This is a genomic window from Streptomyces sp. NPDC101225 (genome assembly GCF_044767585.1).
Classification (GTDB): domain Bacteria; phylum Actinomycetota; class Actinomycetes; order Streptomycetales; family Streptomycetaceae; genus Streptomyces.
This window is the reverse complement of the sequence record NZ_JBIWOE010000014.1, coordinates 110,622-132,845: the sequence shown is the minus strand read 5'-3', so window position 1 is coordinate 132,845 and position 22,224 is coordinate 110,622. Positions and strand designations below refer to the sequence as shown.

The window sequence follows — 22,224 nt, the reverse complement described above, 5'->3', positions numbered from 1 at the left end:
CGGGCGGGATCTCGCTCCGGCGATGACGAGCCGGGGACGTCGCCGCGGACGGCCCTCCCGGCGTATCCGGGTCTCCGTACCGCGGTCGTTCACCAGGATTGTCAGGTGAAGGGGCGGGTATCCGCCCGGGCCGAACGACCCTTCGTCCTTGGGTCGTTGGTCCCTAGCGCCTTTGGCTTCTCCCATTCATCGCACCACCCACGCGACCCGGCGGTCCCTGCGCCACCGCCGCGGTGAGCGCACGCCCCGAACGACTCGGTGAGCACACGCTCGGAACGACGGGCGAGATCCCGGGCCGGTCTCTGGAGGCCCTCACGCAGCGAGAAATGACAAGTCATCAGTCGTTCGATTCCGTTCGGTCCCCACGAATGGGGACCTTCGGTCCGTCAATGAGGCTTCGCGGCTCAGTCACCGGCAGGACGTTGTCGTCCACGGTGAACCGGGAGGTTGAACGACATGCACCCTCGAACCAGCCCCGGCAGCGCGCCCGTCGCAGGATCGGCCGAACACTCCTCGATACGGGCGACCGGGCCCCTGCGGCACACGCCGGCGGGTGCCTGCCGTGACGGCCTAGAGCAACTGGCCCCGCCCTCGGCACACCTGCGCCGGATGGTCCATCGGTGCGCCGCGCCGCCGAAGCCGGTGGCGCGTATCGCGGACGACGTCGTGGCCGTGACGGAGGATCGCCGGACAACCGTCGGCGAAGACCCCTGCGGCCGGAACCGCGTGAAGGCGCACCAGGCCGCCGGGCCGGCGGCGGCGCACCTCGGGAGGTGCACGAACGGCACGCCGGCGCCGACCGCGACAGAGCAGCCGGGCGACGGTGGGCCGACCGGCACCGAACACGACGAGAACCGGTGAGGAGGAGATCCGTCATGTCGCACGAAGAAGCGTTGATCACGGCGTTCGTCGATCTGGCCGACACGCTCGTCGAGGATTTCGACGTCATCGAGTTCCTCAACCGGCTCGCCGGGCACAGCGTGGCCCTGCTCGACGTCGACGCGGCCGGCATCCTGCTGACGAATCCGCAGGGGCGACTGCACCTGATCGCCGCCTCCAGCGAGAAGGTCCGGCTCCTGGAGCTTCTCCAACTGCAGGGCCGGCAGGGCCCCTGCGTGACCTGCTACACCGAGCGCCGACGGGTCGACTACGACGACCCCGCCCCGGGGGTACCCGTCTCCGACCTGCCCTGGCCACGGTTCGCCAAGGCTGCCCGCCAGGAGGGCTTCCACAGCGTGTGCGCCCTGCCGATGCGGCACAGGGGCCAGGTGATCGGCGCCCTGAACCTGTTCCGCGCCGAGCCGGGCATCCTCGACGACCGCAACGCGACGCTCGGCCAGGCGCTCGCGGACATCGCCACGACAGGCATCCTGCAGGAACGGGCCTCCCGGCAACGCGAGATCCTCGCCCGGCAACTGCAGCACGCACTGGACAGCCGCGTCGTCATCGAGCAGGCCAAAGGATTCCTCGCCCACCGGCTTCAGGTGTCGCTCGACGACGCCTTCAGCTCGCTGCGCGCGATCGCCCGCGACGGCAACCACAAGCTGGTCGACGTGGCCCTCCAGGTGGTCACCGCGCCCGACACCGTCGTGCCCACGCGACCGGTGGCCGATCCGGCCGGCGAGGAGAACTGAAACGATGCCGGGTCAACGATGCCGGATCACCCGAACCGGGTTACCAAGTCACCAGGTTCCGGGCGGAAGACCACCCGTGCGAACGAAAATCGCACACGCGTTCTGTCCCTGGGGTTCCGCCGTGGAGACATCCCGCGCAAAGGTAACGTGACCGGTGAACGGACCGTCCCTCGCGCGGTCGGCTCCGTGAAAGGTGCCGCTCCAGACCTTGGCGGACGTAGAGCTGCAGGCTTTGCCCTGAGCAGGAGCTGCCATGCACCTTCATACGGTGTGCACCGTGCACCCCGACCACACGCTCCTCTCCGTACACGGCGAGGCGGATGTCTTCACGGCCCCACTGCTGCGTCAGGCACTCGGCGACGCCCTGGAGCAGGCCGACGGTCGACATCTTGTCGTGGACCTGTGCGGGATCGACTTCATCGACAGCAGCGGTGCCCAGCCGCTCATCGAGGCCGACCAGATCCTCCACGCGCGGCGCAGGCGACTGTGGCTCGCCTGCCCGCACATCCGGACCGGACGCATGCTGCGCAGCATCCGGCTCATGGGCTATTTTCCCGTACTCCCCGACGCCGTTTCCGTGCCTCGCTGCGGTACCGGGATCTGACAGGGCAGCAGGACGGGCTTCCGTTCCAGGCCCGGGACTCCTGATCCGGACGATCGACGGCCGGCCGGATCGGGACCGCGGGTACCGGACGGCGGCCGTCCTTCGGGTTCGGGACATGATCGCGCCACGCCATGTGGAGCCGGGGCAACCGTGTCTGCGCCTTTGACCGGAGCGAGGCCAGAGCCTTCTGGTGCGGACGTGGCCGGCGTAGTGGGCTGGGGCCGAGCGGGCGGGCGACGTGTCGCCGGTCGGCCCCTGTGGAGCGGCCCGGATGGCCCTACTGCCTCACGCCACGGCGTCCTAGGCTGCCTGGTGGAACGACCCGGCGTCCCGCGACGGGAACCGGGTGGTGGTCCCCAGTCCCCGGGCCTGGAGCGAGAAGTGCACCAGCCGGGAAGCCGGGGCCCGTCCCAAGGCCCGTCCGAGCCCCCCGATCCCGCGTCCTGCGGCTGCTTCGAGCTGGGGCGAACTCCCGCACGCCCCACGCCGCACCGTCAGGACGGTCCCGCGCGAGGCGCGCGTGCCCGGCGGGGCCGCGCAAGCCCTCGCGCCGAGGTCGCCGCCAGCACCGCCGATCTGGCGGCGACCGCTCCGCCGCCCGCTCCGGACCGGGAGTGTCAGCCCGGACCACACGGACGTCTCAGCCGCCCGACGGGAGATGTGCGGTTCCCGCCCGATGATCAGCCGGCGGGATCGCCGTGCGTGTCGGGCGCGCCGACCGTGTAGACGTCCTTGACCTTCACCTCGGAGAGGCCGCGCCCCTCGGGGAACACCGCGCGCCAGTCACCGATGACGTGAAGCTCGTCGGTGCCCATCGCGCGGACCACCGTCAGCCCCTGGTCGTAGGCACGGTGGGCCTTCCACCACAAATTGGCGAAGGCCTGCGAGCGGATGAGGTGCATCCAGTCGGTGCGGTACAGCTCCCGGTTGTAGTTCGACTCCCCCAGCGTGGAGACGAACTTCGCGTACATCGCCTTGACGTACTCGAGCGTCACCTCGTCGTCGGCGGCGATCGCCCGGTCGCGGGCGTCCTTGAGAGCGACACGGAACTTCTCCAGCAGTCCCTCCGTCGCCCCGGAAGTCCATGACTCGTGGATCTCCGGCGGGTGGCACAGCCCGTACCGCGGGCCCAAGACCCGGAGAAGCAGGCGCAGCGTCGCTTCGGTCACCCACACCGGGCCCGGCTCGTCGCGGCTGCCGATCGGGTTCGGCAACTGGTCGTCGTGGTCCCAGACGGGCGGGGTGATCAGATGGACACCGGCGCGGCGCGGATGGTGGTGGTCGCCGCTGGAGTGCTCCAGCCGGCCGAGCGGCAGATGGGTCTTGAGGGCGCTCAGATAGGCGCCGTTGATGTCGAGCGCGGTGACCTCGTGCTCGCCCGCGGGAAGTTCGGGCCGCGCCCACTTGGGGCGGGCCTCCCAGATCTGGTCCGCGCCGCGAGAGGACTGTTTGCGCAGGATGTCGGGCAGCCAGGGATGCGCCACGATGTCGTAGCGGCCACCCATGCGGCTGTGGTCCAGCAGCGCCATCGCATCCGGGATCGCCCGCTTCAGCAGTGCCTTGGTCGCTGCTTCCACGTCACCGGCGTGCTCGGCGAGCGCGGTCGCGACGGCCGAGGAGATCAGATCCGGAGTGTCGGCCGTCTGCATGCGCCGGCCGACGGGCACGACCTTGACTCCGCGCTCCGTCCGCCCCTGCCGGCCGGAGGGTCGTTCACCCTCGGGCTGCGGGCGCGGAGCGGACCTTTCCGGGGCCACGGGCCCGCTCGTCCGGGCGGGCCCGGCGTCGGTGCACTCGGCGGGGTCCAGGTGCTGAGGGAAGCCCGCGACCTGCTGACGGGCCATGTGCCCGCACAGCACGCACGGCTGGGGGGCGGCGAGCACGTCGACGTCGTCGTCCTGACCGGCGTCCTGCTCGGCGTCCTGCTCGGCGGCCGCACGAGCCTCGTCCTCCGGCTCCTCGTCCGGCGCTTCCTCGGTCGCGTCGGCGGCCTCGGCGGCCTCGGCGGCCAGCTTGGCCTTCGCCCCTTCGAGGAAGTAGGCGTACTTCTCCCGCACTTCGCCGCCCGGATCGCGTCCAGACTCCCAGCCCCCGACCGTGGAGGGGCTGACGCCCAGGGCCTGCGCGAGCTGGGCGCGCGAGACGTTCAGCTCCTCGCGCAGGGTGCGCCGCTCCTCGGCGGGCGGCAGCGCCACCTCCTTCTTCGCGCCGGCGAGCAGCGCGTCGATCGCGCCGAAATCCGTCATGACGCGCCTCCCTCGACGACGGCGGGACGCCGCGGGCCGGCCTGGCGGGCAGAGACGCGGCGGCGCGTGGCGGGCAGCGCCTCGGTGGCCCGGGTGGGTCCCGCCAGGAGGTCGAGAACATCGATGCCGTAATGCGCGGCGACCGCCTCACAGTCGGTCAGACTCCAGGCCGCGGTGCCGGACTGGCGACGGCTCACCTGGGCCTGGCTCACCCCCAGAGCCGCGGCGAGGTCGGTCTGCGACTCGCCGGACGCGTGCAGGAGCGCCGCCACCGCCGACCGCATCCGCTCCTCAAGACTCATGCCCATACCATCGAAACTACCACTCACATCTCATAGGCCATTCGCATACCGCATGAGACCGCCTGACTTCAGGCTGGCGGAGGCTCTACGTGGGGGCTCCGAGATCGAGACGGGCCTCGCGGAGTCCTGTGCGGCCGATGAGCTCGGACGATCGGCCTGGTAAGACGGCGAGGTCAGGGCGCCGCAAACACTGCTGAATCGACATGTCCTACGGCGAGGACTTGATACAGGAGGTGCCGGATGAAGGCCATTGTGGTGACGGATCAGGCCGCCGGAACGGCCGGGATGACGCTGGTGGAGCGGCCCGAGCCGACGGCGGCGGGGAACGACGTCCTCGTCGAGGTTCACGCCTCGGGGTTCACGCCGGGTGAGCTCTCGTGGCCCTCGACCTGGACCGACCGCCTCGGCCGTGACAGGACGCCGTCCGTTCCCGGGCACGAACTGGCCGGCGTGGTCACCGCTCTCGGGTACGGGACGACGGGCCTGTCGGTGGGGCAGCGGGTGTTCGGCCTCACGGACTGGACACGCGACGGCACCCTCGCGGAGTACGCGGCCGTCGAGGCGCGCAACCTCGCGCCGCTCCCGGGCGACCTGGACTTCACCGTGGGCGCGAGCCTGCCGATCTCGGGGCTGACCGCGTGGCAGGGGCTGTTCGAACATGGCCGGCTCCGGGCGGGACAGAGCGTCCTGGTGCACGGTGCGGCCGGCGGAGTCGGTTCGGTGGTGGCGCAACTCGCGCGGGAGGCCGGCGCCCACGTCATCGGCACCGGCCGCACCGCCCACCGGCAGACGGCGCTCGACTCCGGCGCCCAGGAATTCGTGGACCTCGACACCGACGCCCTCGAAGACGTCGGCAAGGTCGATCTCGTCTTCGACGTCTTCGGCGGCGACATCGGGAAGCGGTCCGCGGACCTGGTCCGCGCCGGAGGAACACTGGTGTCCATCGCCGGCCCACCCGAGGTCCGACCCGCCGACGGCCTGGCGATCGACTTCGTGGTCGTCCCCGATCGCCCCCAACTGAGTGAGATCGCCCAGAGGGTACGAGACGGACGCGTACGACCACACATCGCCACCGTGTCCTCCCTCGACGACGCGGTCGCCGCCCTCAATCCGACCGAGCGGGTCCTGGGGAAGACGGTCATTCGCGTTCGTCCGTGACGTCTCGGGAAAGCGAGAGGCCGACGCCTTCGCGTCACGCGCGCGTCCGTGTCGCTCACGCCGGACGGCTGGGCGGCAAGGACGCGACCACGCACCGAAGCGAACCGGCTGCGACCGTCCGGGTCGCAGCCGGTACGTGCACGCTCCGCCTGAAGATCCCGCGTCGGTCAGTTGCTGGTTTCGCTCACCGACGGCGACGGCGTACCGGGCGTCATCGAGGTGCTGGGGGTGCCGGAACCGGGGTCGGCTGAGCTGTCGTTCGTGGCGGCGGGCGGAGACGAGGAGTCCGCGCCATCCGTGGGCGGAGTGGCCGAATCACCGTCCGCGGCCGGGGATGAGGCGCTCGGCGTCGAGGACGGGGAGGCGCTGTCCGTGGGGTCGCCGGACGGGGGTGGCGTCTGGCCGAGCCGCGTGAGTACCGCGTCCACGACCAGGCCGTTCCCGTCCGTCGTGAGCTCGACGGGATTGCCCACGTGGAGGAGCCGGTCGCAGCCGAGGTTGGTGAACGTCTGGTTCGCACGCGCCGCGAGGAAGGCGAAGAGGTTGGGCGCCGTCCCCGGGTCCGGCGAGGGCGCGGTCGTGAAGAGCGCCTTGTCCTTGAAGACACGCTGTATGCCGGCGGGATCGCCGAAGAGGCTCGTGCAGTACGCCGCCCCGTCCCCGTCCCTGCCCGCACCGATCCTGGGCATGCCGACTCCGGCGCGGTAGGCGTTGGTCTTGCGGACGCTGGTGCGGCCGTCGAGGAGCGTCATCGGGTCGTTCTGCGGTACGAGCGCCACGGGGGCCTGCTGGCGTGCCGCGGCGGACAACTCGTCCAGTGGCAGGGCGGAGGATGCCTGACCGTCGCTGGACTGGTTGGGCGCGGTGAACGGCGTGCAGCCCAGGGCCGGGTCGATGAACTGCGTGAGCAGCAGGTTGTCGCTGCCGTTGGTCAGCTCCGCGGGCTTCGCGGGGGTCGATGACCCGGGCTTGTGGTGGTGAGAGTGGTGGCGGTAGCGGGGGGCGTCCACGTGCGCGGTCTTGCTCAGGGCCGCCCTGTTCGCGGCGTTGTTCTGGGCGATGCGGCCGTGGCCGTCGGCGAGGTACCGGGTGACCACGTTGTCGCTTCCGTCCTGGTCCACGACGGAGAAGTCACGCGTGGTCGGACAGGGCAGGCCGTCCTTGGAGGTTCCCAGCGCGGGAATCTTGAGATGCTTCTTGGCCGTCCTGGTGCCCGCGGCACGGAAGAAGGCGGGCGCGTTGCAGTACGCGAACTGGCCGAAGATCGATCTGCCCACGCCGTTGACGCAACGGCCCTGGGCCAGGGCATGGGAGCGGTCGCTCGACTTCAGGGTGAGATCGGTGCCGTTGAAGCCGAACCATATGCCGACCGTCGAACCCCTCGGCACCGTGGGCCGGACGGTCCGCGCGGCCGCCCTCGTCCCCTTGTCGATCACCAGAGGGTCGTAGACGCTCAGTCTCCCGTCCTTGGTCAGGATCGCCGCCTCGACGAACGCCGCCTGGTCGGGATTGGCCTCGTGGCAGGGCCCCTGCGCGGGGTCGGTGGCGACGAGTTCGTAGGGCGTGGCCAGTCCCCGGGCGGTGAGGGGGTGTCGGGGAACCACCAACGTGCAGTTGGGATCCGGGGTGGCGGCCTGCGCCCCCTGCCCCGCTCTGCCCCCGTCCGCCTGACCGCGGTCATGGTGTCGGCCGCCGGCCGCGAAGACCGATCCGGCGACGACGGCCAGGATCACCGGCCCGCCGATCACAGCAAGCGACCACTTCGATCGCGTTCGACGGGCATGCTCCCCCCGCATCGCATGCGGCGCCTGCCTCGAGTTCTTCCGGGACACTGATTCGCTCCTTACTGTGCTTCCCTCCCGGTCGGGGCGGCACACAATGGGCCGGACACGCGTTGGTCACCGCGATGCTCACCCACTCACCGGCCGGGTAGATCCCCGTCACCCGGCACCACGGCTCCACGCCGCAGGTACCGGCTTCGGTGTCCAGCGACGTTAACAGCGTGCCCTTGGACAACACACAGCGCTTTGCCAAAGAGACCATTGTTCGGCACGGAAACGCAGGAGCCCCCGGCGACACGGAGGCATCACTGAGCAGCCTGGCTCGGGTGTTTCGATGGATGTCCCGCAGCGGTGAGAAAGTTCGAACGACTCGCGAAATTTGCATCAGCGATGTTTTGGCGTCGCGCCGGCCTGTACGACGCACTCCGGCACCGGCCGGTGGGCAGGGAGGAGCAGCGTCCGCCGGGCACGTTCACCGGATCGACACACGGGCTCACCAGGCCGGGAACCGTCACGGCGGAACGTCCACGGGGGGCGAGGACGGGCCGGCGGCGAGGGCGGGACCGGTGGTGGTCGCGAGGGCGATGGCGTGCGGACGGGCGACGGCAGTCGCGGTGGCGTGCGCGCCCATCCGTGGGCGGCGTGAGCACCGTGGACCGACGTGCCGCCCGCGAGGCTGCTTCCGGGGGCGGGGACGACGTGGACGGCGATCCGACGTGGCGTCAAATGACCTTGTTCACCGTGTCGGTGGCAGGCCACGATGAAGGTGGCAATCCCCTGTCGGTCCGTACACCGACACCCCGGGCGCCGACGCCCCGGCGACCCTTGTGACCAGTGCAGAGGCAGGCGAATGACGCAGGCGGACACCACGCACACCGCGGCCACCCCGATCGACCTCGCCTCCCTGGGAGAGGACTTCACCCGCGACCCCTACCCCGTCTACGCGCACCTGCGCTCCCGCGGTCCGGTGCACCGGATCCGGATGCCGGGAGGGGCGGAGGGATGGCTGGTCGTCGGGTACGAGGCCGCGCGGGCGGTCCTGGCCGATCCACGGTTGTCCAAGGACTGGGACATGGCCTCGCCGGCGCTGGGCATGACCACGGTCGCCGCGGGCCGGCACATGCTCTCGTCCGACCCGCCCCACCACACCCGGCTGCGCAAGCTGGTCGCCAAGGAGTTCACGCCACGCCGGGTGCAGGACCTGGAGCCGTGGGTGCGCCGGATCACCGACCGCCTGCTGGACACCATGCTGGCCACCTCGAACGGGCGGGCCGACCTGGTGGCCTCCCTGTCGTACCCGCTGCCGATGTCGGTGATCTGCGAACTCATCGGGGTGCCCGCGCTGGACCGCGACGACTTCGCCGCGGCCTCGAACACCGCCCTGTCCTCGCCCGACCCCGCCGAGCAGCGCGCGGCGGCGGCGACGACGTCCCGCTTCATCGGCCAACTGCTGGCGGACAAGAAGCAGAATCCGGGCGATGACCTGCTCAGCGCGCTGATCCGGACGTCGGACGAGGACGGCGACCGCCTCACCGCCGACGAACTGACCGGTACCGTCTGGCTGTTGATGGTGGCCGGATTCGAGACCACGGTGAATCTCATATCGAACGGCGTGCTCGCGCTGCTGACCCATCCGGATCAGCTGGCCGTGCTCCGCGCCGACCCTTCCCTGATGGAGAACGCGGTCGAGGAGATGCTCCGCTACGACGGCCCGGTCGAGACGCCGACCTACCGGTTCACCACGGAGCCCGTGGACATCGCCGGCACCACCGTCCCCGGTGACGGACAACTCGTGCTGGCCGCCCTCGCCGACGCAGACCGCGATCCGGCCCGCTTCCCCGACCCGGACCGCTTCGACATCCGCAGGTCGGCCCGCGGACACGTCGCCTTCGGCCATGGCATCCACTACTGCCTGGGGGCTCCGCTGGCGCGCCTGGAGGCACGCGTCGCGATCGGTGCCCTGCTGGACCGGTGCCCGGACCTCGCACTCGATGTGCACCCGGCGGCGCTGACCTGGCGGGGCGGCGTGCTCATCCGGGGCCCACTGCACCTGCCCGTGCGATTCCGCTGATGCCCGTCGCCCTGCGCCAAAGGGTGCAGGGAGTCGGAGTTGAGCCAGTAGTCCACGAATGTGCCGTCCCTCATACGGATCGTGAGCCTCGGTCCCGCACCCGGCCGGGACCGTTCGCGTGCGCACCGTCGGACCGTGACCTGCGGGCACGTCCGGCCCACCCCGTGGATCCGCGAGTTCAAGCCAGCGTCGGCCGACGATGAACCAATCCGCCGCCCTCGGCGTCCTCTCCCGCGACCGCTTGTGTTTCGGGGGAGCAAAGGTGCTGCGAATCCACTTCGCCGGCGAGGACATCGGGCGCGTCCGCATCGCCGCCGGGCCGAGACCGGCTTGGGAGATGCTGCTGAGTCTGCATGCCCTGCGCGGGCCCGCCGACCACGGCGTCTTCGGTCCCTGGCGTGCCAGGACGCGGGGCGCGCTGGACCCCTCCGCACGGCTGCTGCTGCGCCTCGCCCCGCCGAGAGGCTACTCCCCGGACTTTCTCACCCCGACCGCCGACAACGATATCGAGTCCGTCGTGGACGCCGTGCAGAGCACGGCTCGGGGCCGGCTGCGCACGGAACTCGCGCTGCTGGCGGCCCAGCGCGGCCCGGCCGGCTGGATGCGGCCACTGGCCTGCGGTGACACCACGGCGCTGCGGCGCGTGGGCACCGCGATGCTGCGGTACCACCAGCGTGCCCTGGCTCCGGCGTGGGACCACATCCAGGGGGTGGTCGCGGCCGAGCGCGCGGCCCGCGCGGCGGACCTCCTCGACGGAGGCGTGGAGCGGATGCTGAGCGCGCTGCATCCGCAGATCCGCTGGGAGGCGCCCGTGCTGTCGGTGGCCTATCCCGTCCGCAGGGAACTGCACCTCGACGGACGGGGGTTGCTGCTGGTGCCCTCGTACTTCTGCTGGGCGCGTCCCATCGCGCTGCGCGACTCCGGCCTGGACCCTGTGCTGGTGTACCCGGCCAACCGCGGCCTGCAGCGGCTCACGGAAGGGCCGCAGACGCCACAGGGCGGCTCCCTGGCCCAGCTGCTCGGCGCCACGCGCGCCGCCGTCCTGGAAGAGATCGCGGGCGCCGAGGGCGTGACCGGCACGGACCTCGTCCGGCGCCTTCGTATCTCGCCCGCCTCCGCGAGCGAACACGCCACCGTGCTGCGGAGGGCGGGTTTCGTCGTCAGTCACCGGACGGCCAACACGGTGTGGCACATGCCGACCCCGCTCGGCCGGGCCGTGCTCGAGCGGGACACCGGCGGGCGGGCGCGGCACGCGTATCAGGCCCGCCCGGCCGGGGCCGACTCCATGCCCTGACGACCCGCGACGGGTCCGGGACCCGATCCCCTGTCAAGTCCTCGGTGCGTGACGCACCGGTCTTTCGGCTGAGTCCGAACCGTCGTGCGCAAGCCGGGCACCTCGTGCAGGCTGAACCGCGACCACCGAGCTCAAGCCGCTCGCAGCGCGGACACCGCGTTCCGAGCACCTTCTCCCGCGGCCGCCTCGCACCGCGTCTCCCCACCGGACCGCGTGGAAGGCGGCGCGGGAGAACAGAACCGACATCGTCACCAGGGGGATCACCATGAGGACATCCGCGCGCAGGATCTCGGCGCTCCTCACCACCGGCCTGTCCCTGGCCGCGTTGGGCACCGTCTTCACCGGCACCGCGCAGGCGGCCAATCCGTGCTGGTGGGGCAGTAACGGCCAGCACATGTACTGCAACAACGTCGTGGGGGCCACGGTGTACGCCACCCCCGACACCCGTCATCCGGTCGGCACGATGTACTCGAACCCGAGCTGGTTCGAATGCCGCACCGACAGCGGCACCTACGTCGGCGGCCCGCACCCGTACCGGTGGGAGTACACGGAGGCGGACAACGGACAGTGGGGATACATGAAGGACACCGACATCTACAGCGAGACGAACCCGCTGCCCGAAGACATCGGCAACGGCATCCCCCAACCGTGCTGACGCGCCGTCGTCCGGCCGCGGGCACGCACGACCGAACACACCGAACACCGTCCGACAACGGGGAAGGAACCATCGGCATGGGACTGAGGACGAAGGTGCTCGCGACGGCGGGAGCGGGAGCCGTCACGGCCGGCCTGCTGCTGGGCACGGCGGCGGGGGCCCAGGCGGCGGCCGCCGGGCTGCCGTACGCGGTGACCGCGTACGAGAACGTCAACGTCCGCTCGGGTCCGGCCACCACGTACTCGATCACCGGCCATGTGGCAGCGGGCGAGGTGCGCGGGGCGTCGTGCTGGAAGCACGGACAGACGATCAAGGACAACGGCTACACCAACGACGTCTGGGTCCGCCTGGCCGAGGGCTACGTCAGCGCGGTCTACCTCAAGGGGGACCAGTACGGCGGCCTGCCGGCCTCGGCGACCTGCTGAGCGCGCCGTCGTCCACCCAGGGGCGGCGAGCCGCACGGTGCGCCGCCCCGCACGCCGGCCGGGGTCCCGGGCGCCCGATCGAGGGGGCGCTGCGGTGGACCTGGCCAGAGGGAGAACTCTCCATTCAGTCGATCAGAAGGCGCGCGGCCCGTACCGCGGCCGCCGTACGCCAAGCCACCGCAGCGATCGGCGGACCCGGCGCCCCGGCGCGTCCGCGGCCGTCCGCCGCCGGGGCCACCGCGTCGGCCACCGTGCGGGCCCCCGTCCGCAAGTCCGGACCGAGGCGGCGTGGCGCCGCCTCGGTGGCCGGCGTACTCGCGCTGGCCGGGGTCGCGGTGGGCACTGCCGCCTCACCGGCGTCGGCCGCGGGCTGGGCCTGCGACCACGACGGGCAAACGGTGTGGTGCGCCTCCGTGACCAGCATCTCGCCGGGGTCCTATCTGGCCTCCCACAACGGGCCCTCCTACGCCTCCGGCACGACCGGGCACCGCTACTACAACGGCAACACCATGATGCTGGCCTGCTGGACCACCGGCGACGGCGACGCGGACGGCCACGGCGACCACTACTGGTTCGTGCTCGACTTCGACGACGACAGCGGTTACATCAACGACTGGTACGTGACGACCGGGTCGGCGTCCCAGTGGCAGCCGCACGTACCGCACTGCCGGTGATGCCGTCGCGACCGGTCGCCCGACGGCATCCCGCCGGACACGCGCCGGTCACGCGCGTCCTCGCCCGCTTCCCGCTCCGGCTCCTCGATCGCAAGGAGACATCCATGCGTCGCATCTCGATCGCCCTGCTCGCCTGTCTCGGGGCAGCGCTGCCCATGGCGGTCGCCACCTCCACGGCCGCGTCCGCATCGCCGGTCATGACGCCCGCCGTTCCCGGCCGCGTGCAGACCACCGCCTGCAACTCGGGCCATGTGTGCATCTACAAGGGCGACATCTGGGACGACAGCCCCAACCACGCGAAGGTGTACGACTTCTACTACTACGGGACGTACAACGTCCACGATCTCATCGGTGACTACACGGTGCTGAACTGCCAGTTCGGTGGCGCCGGGGTCAAGGGATTCACGGGATACGACGGCACCGGACGTGTGGCGTGGGACCTCAGCGGCAACAACTGCGTGGGAGGTTTGTGGACGGACCTCACGTCGACCTACTCCGTGAGGCTCTACGCCTGAACCGGCGGGCGTCACAGGGTGACGTCCGCCTCCCCTGCCGCTCACTTCACCTGGTCGTACCGGCCGAGGAAGCTGAAGCGTCCGTCCTCCACCCGGTACAGGAAGCTCGTGTCCTCGGGCAGGAGGCTGTGGACGAGTCCCTGGGTGAAGTGGACGGGCTTGGCCACACCCGCGTAGGTGAGCTTGAACATGCGCTCGGCGACCTGCCCGGCAGTGATGTCGGCACCGCCGCCGAGAACGTCCAGGCAGGCGGCGATCAGGCCGACGGCGTCATAGGCCTCGGCCGCCCAGCGCGCGGGCGGTTCGCCGTAGCGGTCCCGGTACGCGGCGGTGAACGCCCTGGCGGCCTCGGTGCCCGACGACTGCGGCCGGCTGTAGGGCGCCCCGAACACCCAGCCCTCGGCGCTCTCCCCCGCGGACTGCGTGAACGCCGCTCGCATCACGGGCTCGAAGGTCACCCGGGGTCCGGTGAATCCCGCTGCGGCCAGGGCACGGGCGCAGGCCGCGGCGCGGGTCGGCGAGGTGCCGGCGTAGACGACGCCTTCGGGGTGCGTGGCCAGGGCGGCGGCGACGGCGGGGCGGAAGTCGTCCGTCGTCGCCGCGACCGGGTGGACGGTGGCGGTACCGCCGCCGGGCGGAGTCTCGCGCAGGTCACGGGCCATGTCGGCGGCCGTGCCGCCCGCGGCCCGGTCCTCGACCACGGCGGTGCGCCCGACCTTGCGGACCCGGCTCAGGTAGGCGAGCACCGGCAGGTTCCGGTACCCGGTCGGCGCCGCGGTCACGCAGAGCGTGCGGGTGGCGGCCGAGGTGAGTCCGTCCAGGGCGTCGCCGTCGACCGAGACGAGAACGACCGGCATGGCGCCCTCCCCGTACAAGGGGACCGCGGCCCGGGTCGCGGTGACGGTCGTGGGACCGATCACCCCGCGCACGGTGCGGTCGGCGAGCAGACGGCGGGCCACGTCCTTCGCCGGTGCGGCCTCCCCCCGGTCGTCGTACGGCGTGAGGGCGAGCCGGAAACGGGCGTCCTTGCGGGCGTTGTGGCGGGCCACGGCGAGCTGGGCCCCCCGCGCCTGAGCCTGCCCGTCCTCCCGCTGACCTCCCGTCAGAGCCGCCTGGAGGCCGACGGTGTGGACGGTCGGGGGGTTGCCGGCCGCGCTGCTGCGCGGAGTGCTCCGGCGGGTGGTCAGCAGGACCGCGGCAGCGGTGCCGGACGCGGCGATCACCGCGGCGGCCGAGCCGCCGACGGCGAGGACACGGCGACGGGAGAGTGCCCGCGCCGCGCCGGCGGTCGGCTCCTGCGGCGCGCCGGGATTCGGCTGCCGGGGCGGTGGGTCCAGCGCGCGGGCCGAACGGTCGGCCACCAGCCGCAGGACCGCTGACGGCAGCCAGCCGTCCGGGCGGGGCGCCGCCGGGGCGCAGGCCGCCAGAGCGTGGGCGAGTTCGGCCGCCCTCGGCCGGTCCGCGGGGTTCTTGGCCAGGCAGCGGGTGAGCAACTCGCGCAGTGCGGGCGGCAGACGCTCCAGGCCGGTCGGGTCGGGGCTCTCGTGCACCGTGCGGTACAGGACGGCGCCCGGGTTGCCGGTGCCGAAGGGACGGCGCCCGGTGGCCGCGTACGCCAGGACGCAGCCGAGGGCGAACAGGTCGCTCGCCGGGAGGGCCTCACCGCCCGAACGGACCTGCTCGGGGGCGAGGTAGCCGGGGGTGCCGACGACCGCGCCGGGTTCGGTCAGCGCCGTGGCGCCGGGCTCCTGGGCGATGCCGAAGTCGATCAGCCGGGGGCCGTCGAGGGCGAGCAGGACGTTGCCGGGTTTGACGTCCCGGTGCACCAGGCCGGCGCCGTGCACCTCGGCCAGCGCCTCGGCCAGCCGGGAGCCGAGCTGGGCCACGGTGTGCGGAGGCAGTGGCCCGTGGCCGTCGACCGCCTCCGCCAGTGAGGGGCCGGGCACGAACGCGGTCGCCAGCCACGGCTCGTGGGCCTCGGCGTCGGCGGCGGTGACCGCCACCAGCCAGCGGCCGGTGAGCCCGCTCGCCAGCCGCGCTTCCCGCCGGAAGCGCTCGCGGAAGGTCGGCTCGGCCGCGTACTCGGAGCGGATGACCTTCAGCGCCACCAGGGTTCCGTCGGTGGTGCGGGCCAGGTAGACCACGCCCATGCCGCCCGCGCCGAGCCGGGCCAGCAGGCGGTGTCCGCCCACCTCGCCGGGGTCCAGCGCGTGCAGTGCCCGCATCGTCCACGTCCTCCGGCTTCGCGATCAGGAGAGGTCCAGCGCGCCCACGTAGGCGAACCGGCCGTCCTGGACGCGCAGATGATGGACTCGCTTCTTCGCCATCTGCTTGTCCTTGTCGAAGGCGTAGGTCGCGGCCACCCCGGTGAACCGTGCCCCGGCGAGGGCCTGGGTGAGCCGGGTGCGGGAGGGGTGTCCGCCGCCCTTCGGGGCGAGGGCGGTGAGCCGGGCGGCGACCAGTCGCGTCACGTCGTACGCCTCGGCCGCCCACGGCTCCGGCGCGCTCTTGTACCGTGCGCGGTAGGCGGCGGCGAAGTCGCGTACGGGCGCGGCCTCCGGAGCGATGTACGAGGTGATGACCTGCCAGCCCTCGGCCGCCCGGCCCGCCCGGGCCAGGAAGACCGAGGTGGCCGAGGCGGGGTCGAGGAAGCGGGGCCCGCCGAACCCCCGCTCCGTAAGGGACCGGGCGGTCACCGCGGCGCGTTGGGGTGTGCCGAGGTAGAAGAACCCGTCCACGCCGCGGTCGAGCATGTCGGCGACGACGGGATCCAGCGCGCTCGCGCTCGCGGCCGCCGGCACCACCCGCAGGTACACCTCGGTTCGGCCGCGTGCGTCGATGTGGGCCACGAGCACGGACTCCAGTCCCCGTACCCCGCCCGCCCGGTCGGCCAGCAGACCCATCCGGCCCACACCCTGCGCGACCAGGGTGTTGACCGTGGCGATGGCGCCGTACGCGGTCAGGGAAGCGGTGTGGAAGTACGCGCGTGGAGGCGTACCGGCCAGGGCGGTCTGCGGGACACTGGTCGACAGCTCCGACACCGTCAGCAAGGGCATCCGGGCGCCGTCGTAGACCTCCAGGGCGGCCATGGCCGAGGCGTAGCCGGTGGGTCCGAGCACGGCGAGGACGTCGTCGGCGCCGGTCAGCCGCCGCGCCGCCTGCACCGCCCGGGTCGGATCACCCCGGTCGTCCTCGGTGCGCAGAACGAGGTCGAACGGTCGGCCCTTTCGGGTGTTGAACCGCTCCACGGCCAGCCGTGCTCCTCGCTCCTGCGCCAGCCCGTCCTCCCGCTGCGGGCCCGTCAGATCCGCCTGCAGGCCGATGACCCAGGGGCTGCCGTCGGCGCTCGGTGTTCCGGAGCCGCCCTGGTCGTCCCGCAGGGCCGCCCACAGCGCGGCACCGCCACCCGCGAGGAGCAGCGCCGCGCCACCGCCCAGGACGAGGGCCCGGCGGCGGCCCGGCGCCGGCGGCCCGGGCACCTGCCCCACCTCGGTGGGCTCGATGCCCGGCAGGCCCAGCATCTCCGCCGACCGTTCGGCAATCATCCGGACCACCGGGTCGGGCAGCCAGTCGACGGTGCCGGCCGGTGCGTCCTCCACCAGCTCCGCGTCCACCTCGGCCGCGGTGGGCCGCTGTTCCGGCTCCTTCGCCAGGCAGCGGCCGAGCAGGGCCCGCAGTTCGGCGTCCGCCACCCCGTCCAACTCGGGTACGTCGTGGACGGTGCGGTAGAGCAGCGCGTCCGCCGTGCCGGTGCCGAACGGGAGATGTCCGGTGGCCGCGTACGCCAGCACGCAGCCCAGCGAGAAGACATCGCTCGCGGCCGTCACCCGCCGTGCCTGCGCCTGCTCGGGAGAGAGGAAACCGGGCGTGCCGATCACCATGTCGCCCGAGGTCAGCTCCGTCTCGTCGGCCGCCGTCGGGCGCGCGATGCCGAAGTCGATCAGCCGGGGGCCGTCGAGGGCGAGCAGGACGTTGCCCGGTTTGACGTCCCGGTGCACCAGCTCCGCCTCGTGCACGGCGGCCAGGGCGCGCGCCAGCACCTTGCCCAGCACCCGTACGGCGTGGTCCGGCAGGGGTCCGCAGGCGGCGACCGCCTCGGCCAGTGAGGGGCCGGGCACGAACGCGGTGGCCAGCCAGGGCGCGTCCGCCTCCGTGTCGGCGTCGAGCACGCGCACCACCCAGGGACTGTCCACCCCCCGGGCGGAGTCCGCCTCCCTGCGGAAACGGGCCCGGAACTCGGCCTGGCCGGCGTACTCGGGCTGGATCACCTTCACCGCCGCCAGGTCGCCGGCCTCGGTGCGCGCCAGGTAGACCACGCCCATGCCGCCGGCGCCCAGCCGCCCGAGCAGCCGGTGCCCGTCCAGGCGCGAGGGGTCGGTGGGAAGCAGCCGCTCCATCACTTGTCTCCCTTCGCGTCGCCGGGGTCCGGCGTTCCGGAGGAAGGCCCCGGTTCCGGTTCCGGCGAGCCCGAAGCGGCCGCGACGGGGACGGCGATCTCGGCCTGCACCCGCACCAGCATCCGGGCCGCCAGGGAGATCTCGCTGGTGTCGCGCCCCTGCCCCTCGCACACCGACGCGCCGACCACGACCGAACCGAACGTGGACTGCGTCCACGAGTAGGCGTAGGGCCCGCCCTGGGTGTCGCTGACGCACTTGCCCACTTCGGAGAGCGAGTCGTCGCTGGTGGTGTTGCCGTTCTCGCCCCAGGCGACGGCCGTGGAATCGAGACCGGTCAACCGCTCACCCGGGCGCAGGGTCTGCTCCGGGCAGCCGACGGCTTCCTCCAGCATGCCGGCCTGTTCCCAGGCGGCGTCCAGCGCCGTCCGGTGGACCGTGACGGTGGCCGACATCCGTACCGAGCCCTTCGTGCCGCTCGCCGGTATCTCGAAGTACCGGGTGAGCGTGGCCAGTACGTCCTTCGGTAACGCCTCGCGCCGCCACACGCAGTCGTGGCCCAGCACCGCCCAGGTGCTCGGATCGCTTTCGTACGGAGTCGCCCGCACGGCTCCCATTCCCAGCAGCTGCGGGTCGGCGATCATCTTCCGCACGAACTCCCGTGCTTCCCGCACGGTTCGCGGCTGCTTCGCCGGATCCGCCTGCTCGGTCGGCGACGCGACCGGAAGGGCCCCGCCGGCCGTGCCGGTGGACGCCCCGGCCTTGGCACCGCCACCGCTCCGGGCGTCGCTCGGGGTCGCTGCCCGGGTCGTCCCCGGGGACGTACCACCGCCGTCCGTGCACCCGGCCAACAGCGCCGCGCACAGCGTCACGGCCCCGCAGACCGACCCGGTTCTCGCATACGTCACGATCGCCCCCCTGCCGTGAGTTCGCCTCCGGCGCCGCGCATCGCAGGCGCCGTGCGGTCCGTGGTCGACACGTCGGAGCGCCCACGGTCGCCTCATGCCGGTAGCGATGCCGTGCCGGTACCGGTTGGTTCCACAACACCCTCTTGTCTCAAGGTAGTTCAGCAGATCGACGCAGAGGCGGGAAGCGGACGGTCGGCCCCCGATTCGCCTTTCACGGGAGGGACGGGCCGTGAACGGGACGGCGGTGCGGTCGCCCACGTGAGCGAACGGAGATCCGGGTTCCTCGCACCGCCACCAGGGCTGTCCGGTCGTGTGCCGTCACCGGAACGGGTGGCGCTGATGACACGTGGGGCGAAGATCCTCGGCCCACGGCGTGCCGCTGACACCGTGAACCTGTCCGCCGAGATGCCGATCGCCCACCGCGGGAGCGTCGCCGGCGGCATCCGGTTCCCCGCCACAGAACGGAGCTCTTGTGCGTCCTCGCAGAACGGCTTTGCTCATCGCTCTCCTGTCCTCCCTCGCGATGGGGGCCTCGTACCCGGACACGGGGGGTGGATCGTCGCCCGGACACGGCAGGCAGGGTCAGGGCGGCGTCGTGCGCAGCGGCGACAGGCCGATCGCCGGTGCCGAGGTGACGCTGCTTCAGGCGGGGAACCGCCCCGGTGCCGGTGCCCGCCCGCTGGCCCGCACACGCAGCGACTCCCGAGGCCGCTTCAGTCTCTCGTACCGTGCCCCGGACCGACCCGACGCCGTCCTGTACCTCACCGCGGACACGGGACGGTCCGGACGGCGTGGGCGGCCGGTCCGGCTGGTCGCGATGCTCGCCGCCGACGGCCGTCCGGGGCAGGTGGTGCTCAACGAACGCACCACGGTCGCGGCCGGCTTCGCGATGGCGCAGTTCACCCGAGGCGGTGAGGTGGCGGGCCGCAGTCCCGGCCTGCAGAACGCGGCGGCCGTCTCCCACAACCTGGCCGACGTCCGCGACGGATCGGTGGCCACGACGCTCGCCACCGCCCCCAACGGCAACCAGACGTCCACCCTGCGGGCCTTCAACACGCTGGCGGACATCCTGTCGGGCTGCGTCGCAGGACAGACCTGCGACGCGCTCCTCGAACTGGCCGCACGGCCCGGAGCCCCCGCGCCCAGGGAGACGTACCAGGCCGTCGCGGACATCGCCAGGCTGCCCGGCAACCACGTCACCGGTCTGTTCGCGCTGGCCGACGGCCGCGACACCTACCGGCCCAGGCTGGCAAAGGCCCCCGACGCCTGGACCATCGCCCTGCGCTACGTGGGCAACGGGCACGAGCTGGACGGGCCCGGCAACGTCGCGTTCGACGCGAAGGGCACGGCCTGGGTCGTCAACAACTACACGTTCGGCGCCGATCCCCAGCAGTCCGTCTGCGGTTCGCGCATCCTGTCCCGGCTGACTCCGACCGGCCGCGACGTCCCCGGCGCCCCGTACCGCGGCGGCGGCCTGTACGGCGTGGGGTTCGGCGCGACCATCGACCCCCGCGGCCACATGTGGGCGGCCAACTTCGGGTTCCAGGGCTCCGGCTGTCCGCTCGACGCGAGCCGTCTGTACCGCAGCGTCTCGGAGTTCTCCGCCGACGGCCGCCCCCTCTCACCGCCCCAGGGATGGCGGCAGGGCAACATCGTCCAGCCGCAGGGCGCCGTGTCGGGCCCCGACGGCACCATCTGGGTCGCCAACTGCGGCGGCCGGAGCGTGACCCGGATTCCGCAGGGGAACCCCTACCGGGCCCGGAACATCGCACCCGGCGGGGACAGCCTGGTCAAGCCCTTCGGCGTCACGGTCGACACGCGCAAGCGTGCCTGGGTGACCGGCAACGGAAGCGACAGCGTCATGCTGCTGTCCCCGCACGGCACGCCCCTGCGGTCGATCACCGGCGGCGGGATCAACCACCCGATGGGCGTCGCCTCCGACAGCCTGGGCAACGTCTATGTCGCCAACAGCGGCGTGGTGGTGGCGCCTTGTGAGGGCACCACGCCGGCCATGGTCGCCGAGGCGGTCGCGGACATCGTCTCCCGGCAGGTCGACGCCTCGGTCACGATGATCCGCCCCGACGGCACGACCCCCGCCCAGCCCTTCGTCAACGACGGCCTGTTCCTGCCCTGGGGCATCGCGGTCGACGGCAACGACACGGTCTGGGTGGCGAACTTCGGCGGTCACCGCGTGGCCAACCTGTGCGGCGCACGCCTGTCCGCCTGCCCGCCCGGACTCCACACGGGCGACCCGATCTCACCGGCGGGCACCGGGTACACCAGCGACGGGCTGGAGCGCAACACCGCCGTCCAGATCGACCCCTCCGGCAATGTCTGGCTGGCCAACAACTGGAGGAACGTGCCGGTGCAGACCAACCCCGGCGGCCGCGAGATGGTGGTGTTCGTCGGGCTGGCCGCTCCGGTGCGCACCCCGCTGCTCGGAGCGCCCCGGCACCTCTGACCGAGCGGGGCCGGGGCGGACGTCGGCATCCCGCAGACGTCCGCAGCCGGCCCCGTACGCTCCCTGCCCGGTGATGGGCGCCGGCAAGGCCACGGAGGACGTGGTGACGTTGTGCGGCGGCGGATCAGGGGGGCGAGGTGATCGCTTCCGTGACGGCGGAGATTCCCGGCGTTGCACGGCCCGGAAGCCGGGCCAGGAGGACCCGGCGGATCTCGGGGGGCGCTCCGTCCACGCGCAGCAGGCTCACACCGCGCGGCAGTACCGGCGCCATGCGTGACGGAACGGTCGTCACACCGAAACCACCGGAGACCAGCTGCAGTTTCGTCAGCCAGTCGCGTGTGACGTGTGCGATGCGCGGCCTTCCGGGCAGGCCGGGCCAGACACCCAGCACCGGGTCGGCGGTCGAGGACGAGGTGGCGATCCAGGGGGCGTCGACGAGTTCGTCGACGTGCACCGTCGTGCGGCCGGTGAACCGGCCGGTGCTCGGCGCGCCCACGAGCAGCTCGGTGTCCTCGACCGTTTCGGTGTGCAGGCGGGGTGACTCGCCGTCCGACGGCCGGTGCGGCGGCCGGGACGTCAGCACGGCGATGTCGAGGGTGCCCGCCCGCAGGGCCCGGAGCAGGGCGGGCGTGCCGGCCTCGCGGGTGGTGACCGTGATGTGCGGGCTGTCCCGCGCGAGCCGGGTGAGCGCTCCGGGCAGGATCACGGCCCCCGCGCTGGAGAACATGCCGAGCCGCACCCGTTCCCTCCGCGGTGCGGACCCGGTGAGTTCGTCCTCGGCCGCCGCGACGGAGTCCAGGATCGAGCGGGCGTGGCGCAGCAGGGTCAGGCCGGCGGGGGTGAGCTGCACTCCGTCGAAGCGGCGCTCGAACAGGGCGACGCCCGCGCTGCGTTCGAGGGCCGCCGCCTGGCGTGAGATCGCCGACTGGGTGTAGCCGAGCCGGGAGGCCGCCGCGGTGAAGCTTCCGGACTCGGCGACTTGCCGCAGAACCCGCAGGGCCGTGCTGGAGAAGTCCATGCGCACTACGCATACCACACATGCCAGATGGTCGCTTGGCGCATGCCCTGCCGGCCTCCTAGCCTCGAGGCCGAACCATGACGG

Annotated in this window: 17 protein-coding genes; 10 read left to right on the top strand and 7 right to left on the bottom strand. The window is 72.4% G+C overall.

The window, feature by feature from the left end:
* Nucleotides 1-875: 875 nt before the first annotated feature.
* Together ACIRPX_RS21360 and ACIRPX_RS21355 are read left to right on the top strand one after the other, a co-directional pair.
* Entirely contained in the window at nucleotides 876-1,634 is a 759-nt protein-coding gene (locus ACIRPX_RS21360; protein WP_404196742.1) for a GAF and ANTAR domain-containing protein, read from the top strand.
* A 253-nt stretch (nucleotides 1,635-1,887) separates the two neighbouring features.
* Nucleotides 1,888-2,238, top strand: a complete 351-nt coding sequence (locus ACIRPX_RS21355; RefSeq protein ID WP_404196740.1) for an anti-sigma factor antagonist — start codon at nucleotides 1,888-1,890, stop codon at nucleotides 2,236-2,238.
* Nucleotides 2,239-2,918: 680 nt separating this feature from the next.
* Here ACIRPX_RS21355 and ACIRPX_RS21350 read toward each other — a convergent pair.
* Both ACIRPX_RS21350 and ACIRPX_RS21345 read right to left on the bottom strand, forming a co-directional pair.
* Nucleotides 2,919-4,484: a helix-turn-helix domain-containing protein gene (locus tag ACIRPX_RS21350; RefSeq protein ID WP_404196738.1), complete on the bottom strand. Its 1,566-nt coding sequence runs from the start codon at nucleotides 4,482-4,484 to the stop codon at nucleotides 2,919-2,921.
* On the bottom strand, nucleotides 4,481-4,792 hold the full coding sequence (locus tag ACIRPX_RS21345) for a helix-turn-helix domain-containing protein (RefSeq protein ID WP_404196735.1): 312 nt from the start codon (nucleotides 4,790-4,792) through the stop codon (nucleotides 4,481-4,483). Before ACIRPX_RS21345 ends, ACIRPX_RS21350 begins: the two co-directional genes overlap by 4 nt.
* A 234-nt stretch (nucleotides 4,793-5,026) precedes the next feature.
* Between ACIRPX_RS21345 and ACIRPX_RS21340 the strand changes: the two genes are divergently transcribed.
* A complete protein-coding gene (locus ACIRPX_RS21340) occupies nucleotides 5,027-5,944 on the top strand; it encodes an NADP-dependent oxidoreductase (protein WP_404196733.1) in 918 nt (305 codons plus the stop codon).
* Nucleotides 5,945-6,111: 167 nt separating this feature from the next.
* On the opposite strand, the gene ACIRPX_RS21335 is transcribed toward ACIRPX_RS21340, so the two are convergent.
* Entirely contained in the window at nucleotides 6,112-7,551 is a 1,440-nt protein-coding gene (locus ACIRPX_RS21335; protein ID WP_404196731.1) for a hypothetical protein, read from the bottom strand.
* A gap of 1,024 nt (nucleotides 7,552-8,575) precedes the next feature.
* Between ACIRPX_RS21335 and ACIRPX_RS21330 the strand changes: the two genes are divergently transcribed.
* The 6 genes from ACIRPX_RS21330 (at nucleotide 8,576) to ACIRPX_RS21305 (ending at nucleotide 13,359) form a co-directional block, all read left to right on the top strand.
* The gene (locus ACIRPX_RS21330) at nucleotides 8,576-9,796 is read left to right on the top strand and encodes a cytochrome P450 (protein WP_404196728.1); all 1,221 of its coding nucleotides are present in this window, start codon (nucleotides 8,576-8,578) and stop codon (nucleotides 9,794-9,796) included.
* Nucleotides 9,797-10,058: 262 nt separating this feature from the next.
* Nucleotides 10,059-11,090 (top strand): MarR family transcriptional regulator, encoded by a 1,032-nt coding sequence (locus tag ACIRPX_RS21325; protein WP_404196726.1) that lies wholly within the window; start codon nucleotides 10,059-10,061, stop codon nucleotides 11,088-11,090.
* A gap of 265 nt (nucleotides 11,091-11,355) precedes the next feature.
* Nucleotides 11,356-11,745, top strand: coding sequence for a hypothetical protein (locus ACIRPX_RS21320; RefSeq protein WP_404196723.1), 390 nt, complete (start codon nucleotides 11,356-11,358; stop codon nucleotides 11,743-11,745).
* Between the two features lie 77 nt (nucleotides 11,746-11,822).
* A complete protein-coding gene (locus ACIRPX_RS21315; protein ID WP_404196720.1) occupies nucleotides 11,823-12,170 on the top strand; it encodes an SH3 domain-containing protein in 348 nt (115 codons plus the stop codon).
* 413 nt (nucleotides 12,171-12,583) lie between these two features.
* On the top strand, nucleotides 12,584-12,844 hold the full coding sequence (locus ACIRPX_RS21310) for a hypothetical protein (protein ID WP_404196718.1): 261 nt from the start codon (nucleotides 12,584-12,586) through the stop codon (nucleotides 12,842-12,844).
* Nucleotides 12,845-12,948: 104 nt separating this feature from the next.
* A complete protein-coding gene (locus ACIRPX_RS21305; RefSeq protein ID WP_404196715.1) occupies nucleotides 12,949-13,359 on the top strand; it encodes a hypothetical protein in 411 nt (136 codons plus the stop codon).
* Between the two features lie 41 nt (nucleotides 13,360-13,400).
* Here ACIRPX_RS21305 and ACIRPX_RS21300 read toward each other — a convergent pair whose 3' ends face one another.
* The 3 genes from ACIRPX_RS21300 to ACIRPX_RS21290 are packed head-to-tail and all read right to left on the bottom strand — an operon-like array spanning nucleotide 13,401 to nucleotide 18,661.
* The gene (locus ACIRPX_RS21300; RefSeq protein WP_404196712.1) at nucleotides 13,401-15,584 is read right to left on the bottom strand and encodes a bifunctional serine/threonine-protein kinase/ABC transporter substrate-binding protein; all 2,184 of its coding nucleotides are present in this window, start codon (nucleotides 15,582-15,584) and stop codon (nucleotides 13,401-13,403) included.
* A 24-nt stretch (nucleotides 15,585-15,608) separates the two neighbouring features.
* Nucleotides 15,609-17,756, bottom strand: coding sequence for a bifunctional serine/threonine-protein kinase/ABC transporter substrate-binding protein (locus ACIRPX_RS21295; protein ID WP_404196710.1), 2,148 nt, complete (start codon nucleotides 17,754-17,756; stop codon nucleotides 15,609-15,611).
* A complete protein-coding gene (locus tag ACIRPX_RS21290; RefSeq protein WP_404196707.1) occupies nucleotides 17,756-18,661 on the bottom strand; it encodes a hypothetical protein in 906 nt (301 codons plus the stop codon). Before ACIRPX_RS21290 ends, ACIRPX_RS21295 begins: the two co-directional genes overlap by 1 nt.
* 595 nt (nucleotides 18,662-19,256) lie before the next feature.
* Between ACIRPX_RS21290 and ACIRPX_RS21285 the strand changes: the two genes are divergently transcribed.
* On the top strand, nucleotides 19,257-21,122 hold the full coding sequence (locus ACIRPX_RS21285; RefSeq protein ID WP_404196704.1) for a hypothetical protein: 1,866 nt from the start codon (nucleotides 19,257-19,259) through the stop codon (nucleotides 21,120-21,122).
* Between the two features lie 124 nt (nucleotides 21,123-21,246).
* Here the strand turns inward: ACIRPX_RS21285 and ACIRPX_RS21280 are convergent, their stop codons facing one another.
* Entirely contained in the window at nucleotides 21,247-22,140 is an 894-nt protein-coding gene (locus tag ACIRPX_RS21280; protein ID WP_404196701.1) for a LysR family transcriptional regulator, read from the bottom strand.
* Nucleotides 22,141-22,224 lie beyond the last annotated feature (84 nt).

Excerpts from the sequence above, each read along its gene's own strand:
- ACIRPX_RS21345 (WP_404196735.1), bottom strand. The coding sequence starts at position 4,792 with ATGGGCATGAGTCTTGAGGAGCGGATGCGGTCGGCGGTGGCGGCGCTC.
- ACIRPX_RS21320 (WP_404196723.1), top strand. The coding sequence starts at position 11,356 with ATGAGGACATCCGCGCGCAGGATCTCGGCGCTCCTCACCACCGGCCTG.
- ACIRPX_RS21355 (WP_404196740.1), top strand. The coding sequence starts at position 1,888 with ATGCACCTTCATACGGTGTGCACCGTGCACCCCGACCACACGCTCCTC.
- ACIRPX_RS21360 (WP_404196742.1), top strand. The coding sequence starts at position 876 with ATGTCGCACGAAGAAGCGTTGATCACGGCGTTCGTCGATCTGGCCGAC.
- ACIRPX_RS21305 (WP_404196715.1), top strand. The coding sequence starts at position 12,949 with ATGCGTCGCATCTCGATCGCCCTGCTCGCCTGTCTCGGGGCAGCGCTG.
- ACIRPX_RS21300 (WP_404196712.1), bottom strand. The coding sequence starts at position 15,584 with ATGCGGGCACTGCACGCGCTGGACCCCGGCGAGGTGGGCGGACACCGC.
- ACIRPX_RS21340 (WP_404196733.1), top strand. The coding sequence starts at position 5,027 with ATGAAGGCCATTGTGGTGACGGATCAGGCCGCCGGAACGGCCGGGATG.
- ACIRPX_RS21350 (WP_404196738.1), bottom strand. The coding sequence starts at position 4,484 with ATGACGGATTTCGGCGCGATCGACGCGCTGCTCGCCGGCGCGAAGAAG.
- ACIRPX_RS21315 (WP_404196720.1), top strand. The coding sequence starts at position 11,823 with ATGGGACTGAGGACGAAGGTGCTCGCGACGGCGGGAGCGGGAGCCGTC.
- ACIRPX_RS21295 (WP_404196710.1), bottom strand. The coding sequence starts at position 17,756 with ATGGAGCGGCTGCTTCCCACCGACCCCTCGCGCCTGGACGGGCACCGG.
- ACIRPX_RS21280 (WP_404196701.1), bottom strand. The coding sequence starts at position 22,140 with ATGGACTTCTCCAGCACGGCCCTGCGGGTTCTGCGGCAAGTCGCCGAG.
- ACIRPX_RS21330 (WP_404196728.1), top strand. The coding sequence starts at position 8,576 with ATGACGCAGGCGGACACCACGCACACCGCGGCCACCCCGATCGACCTC.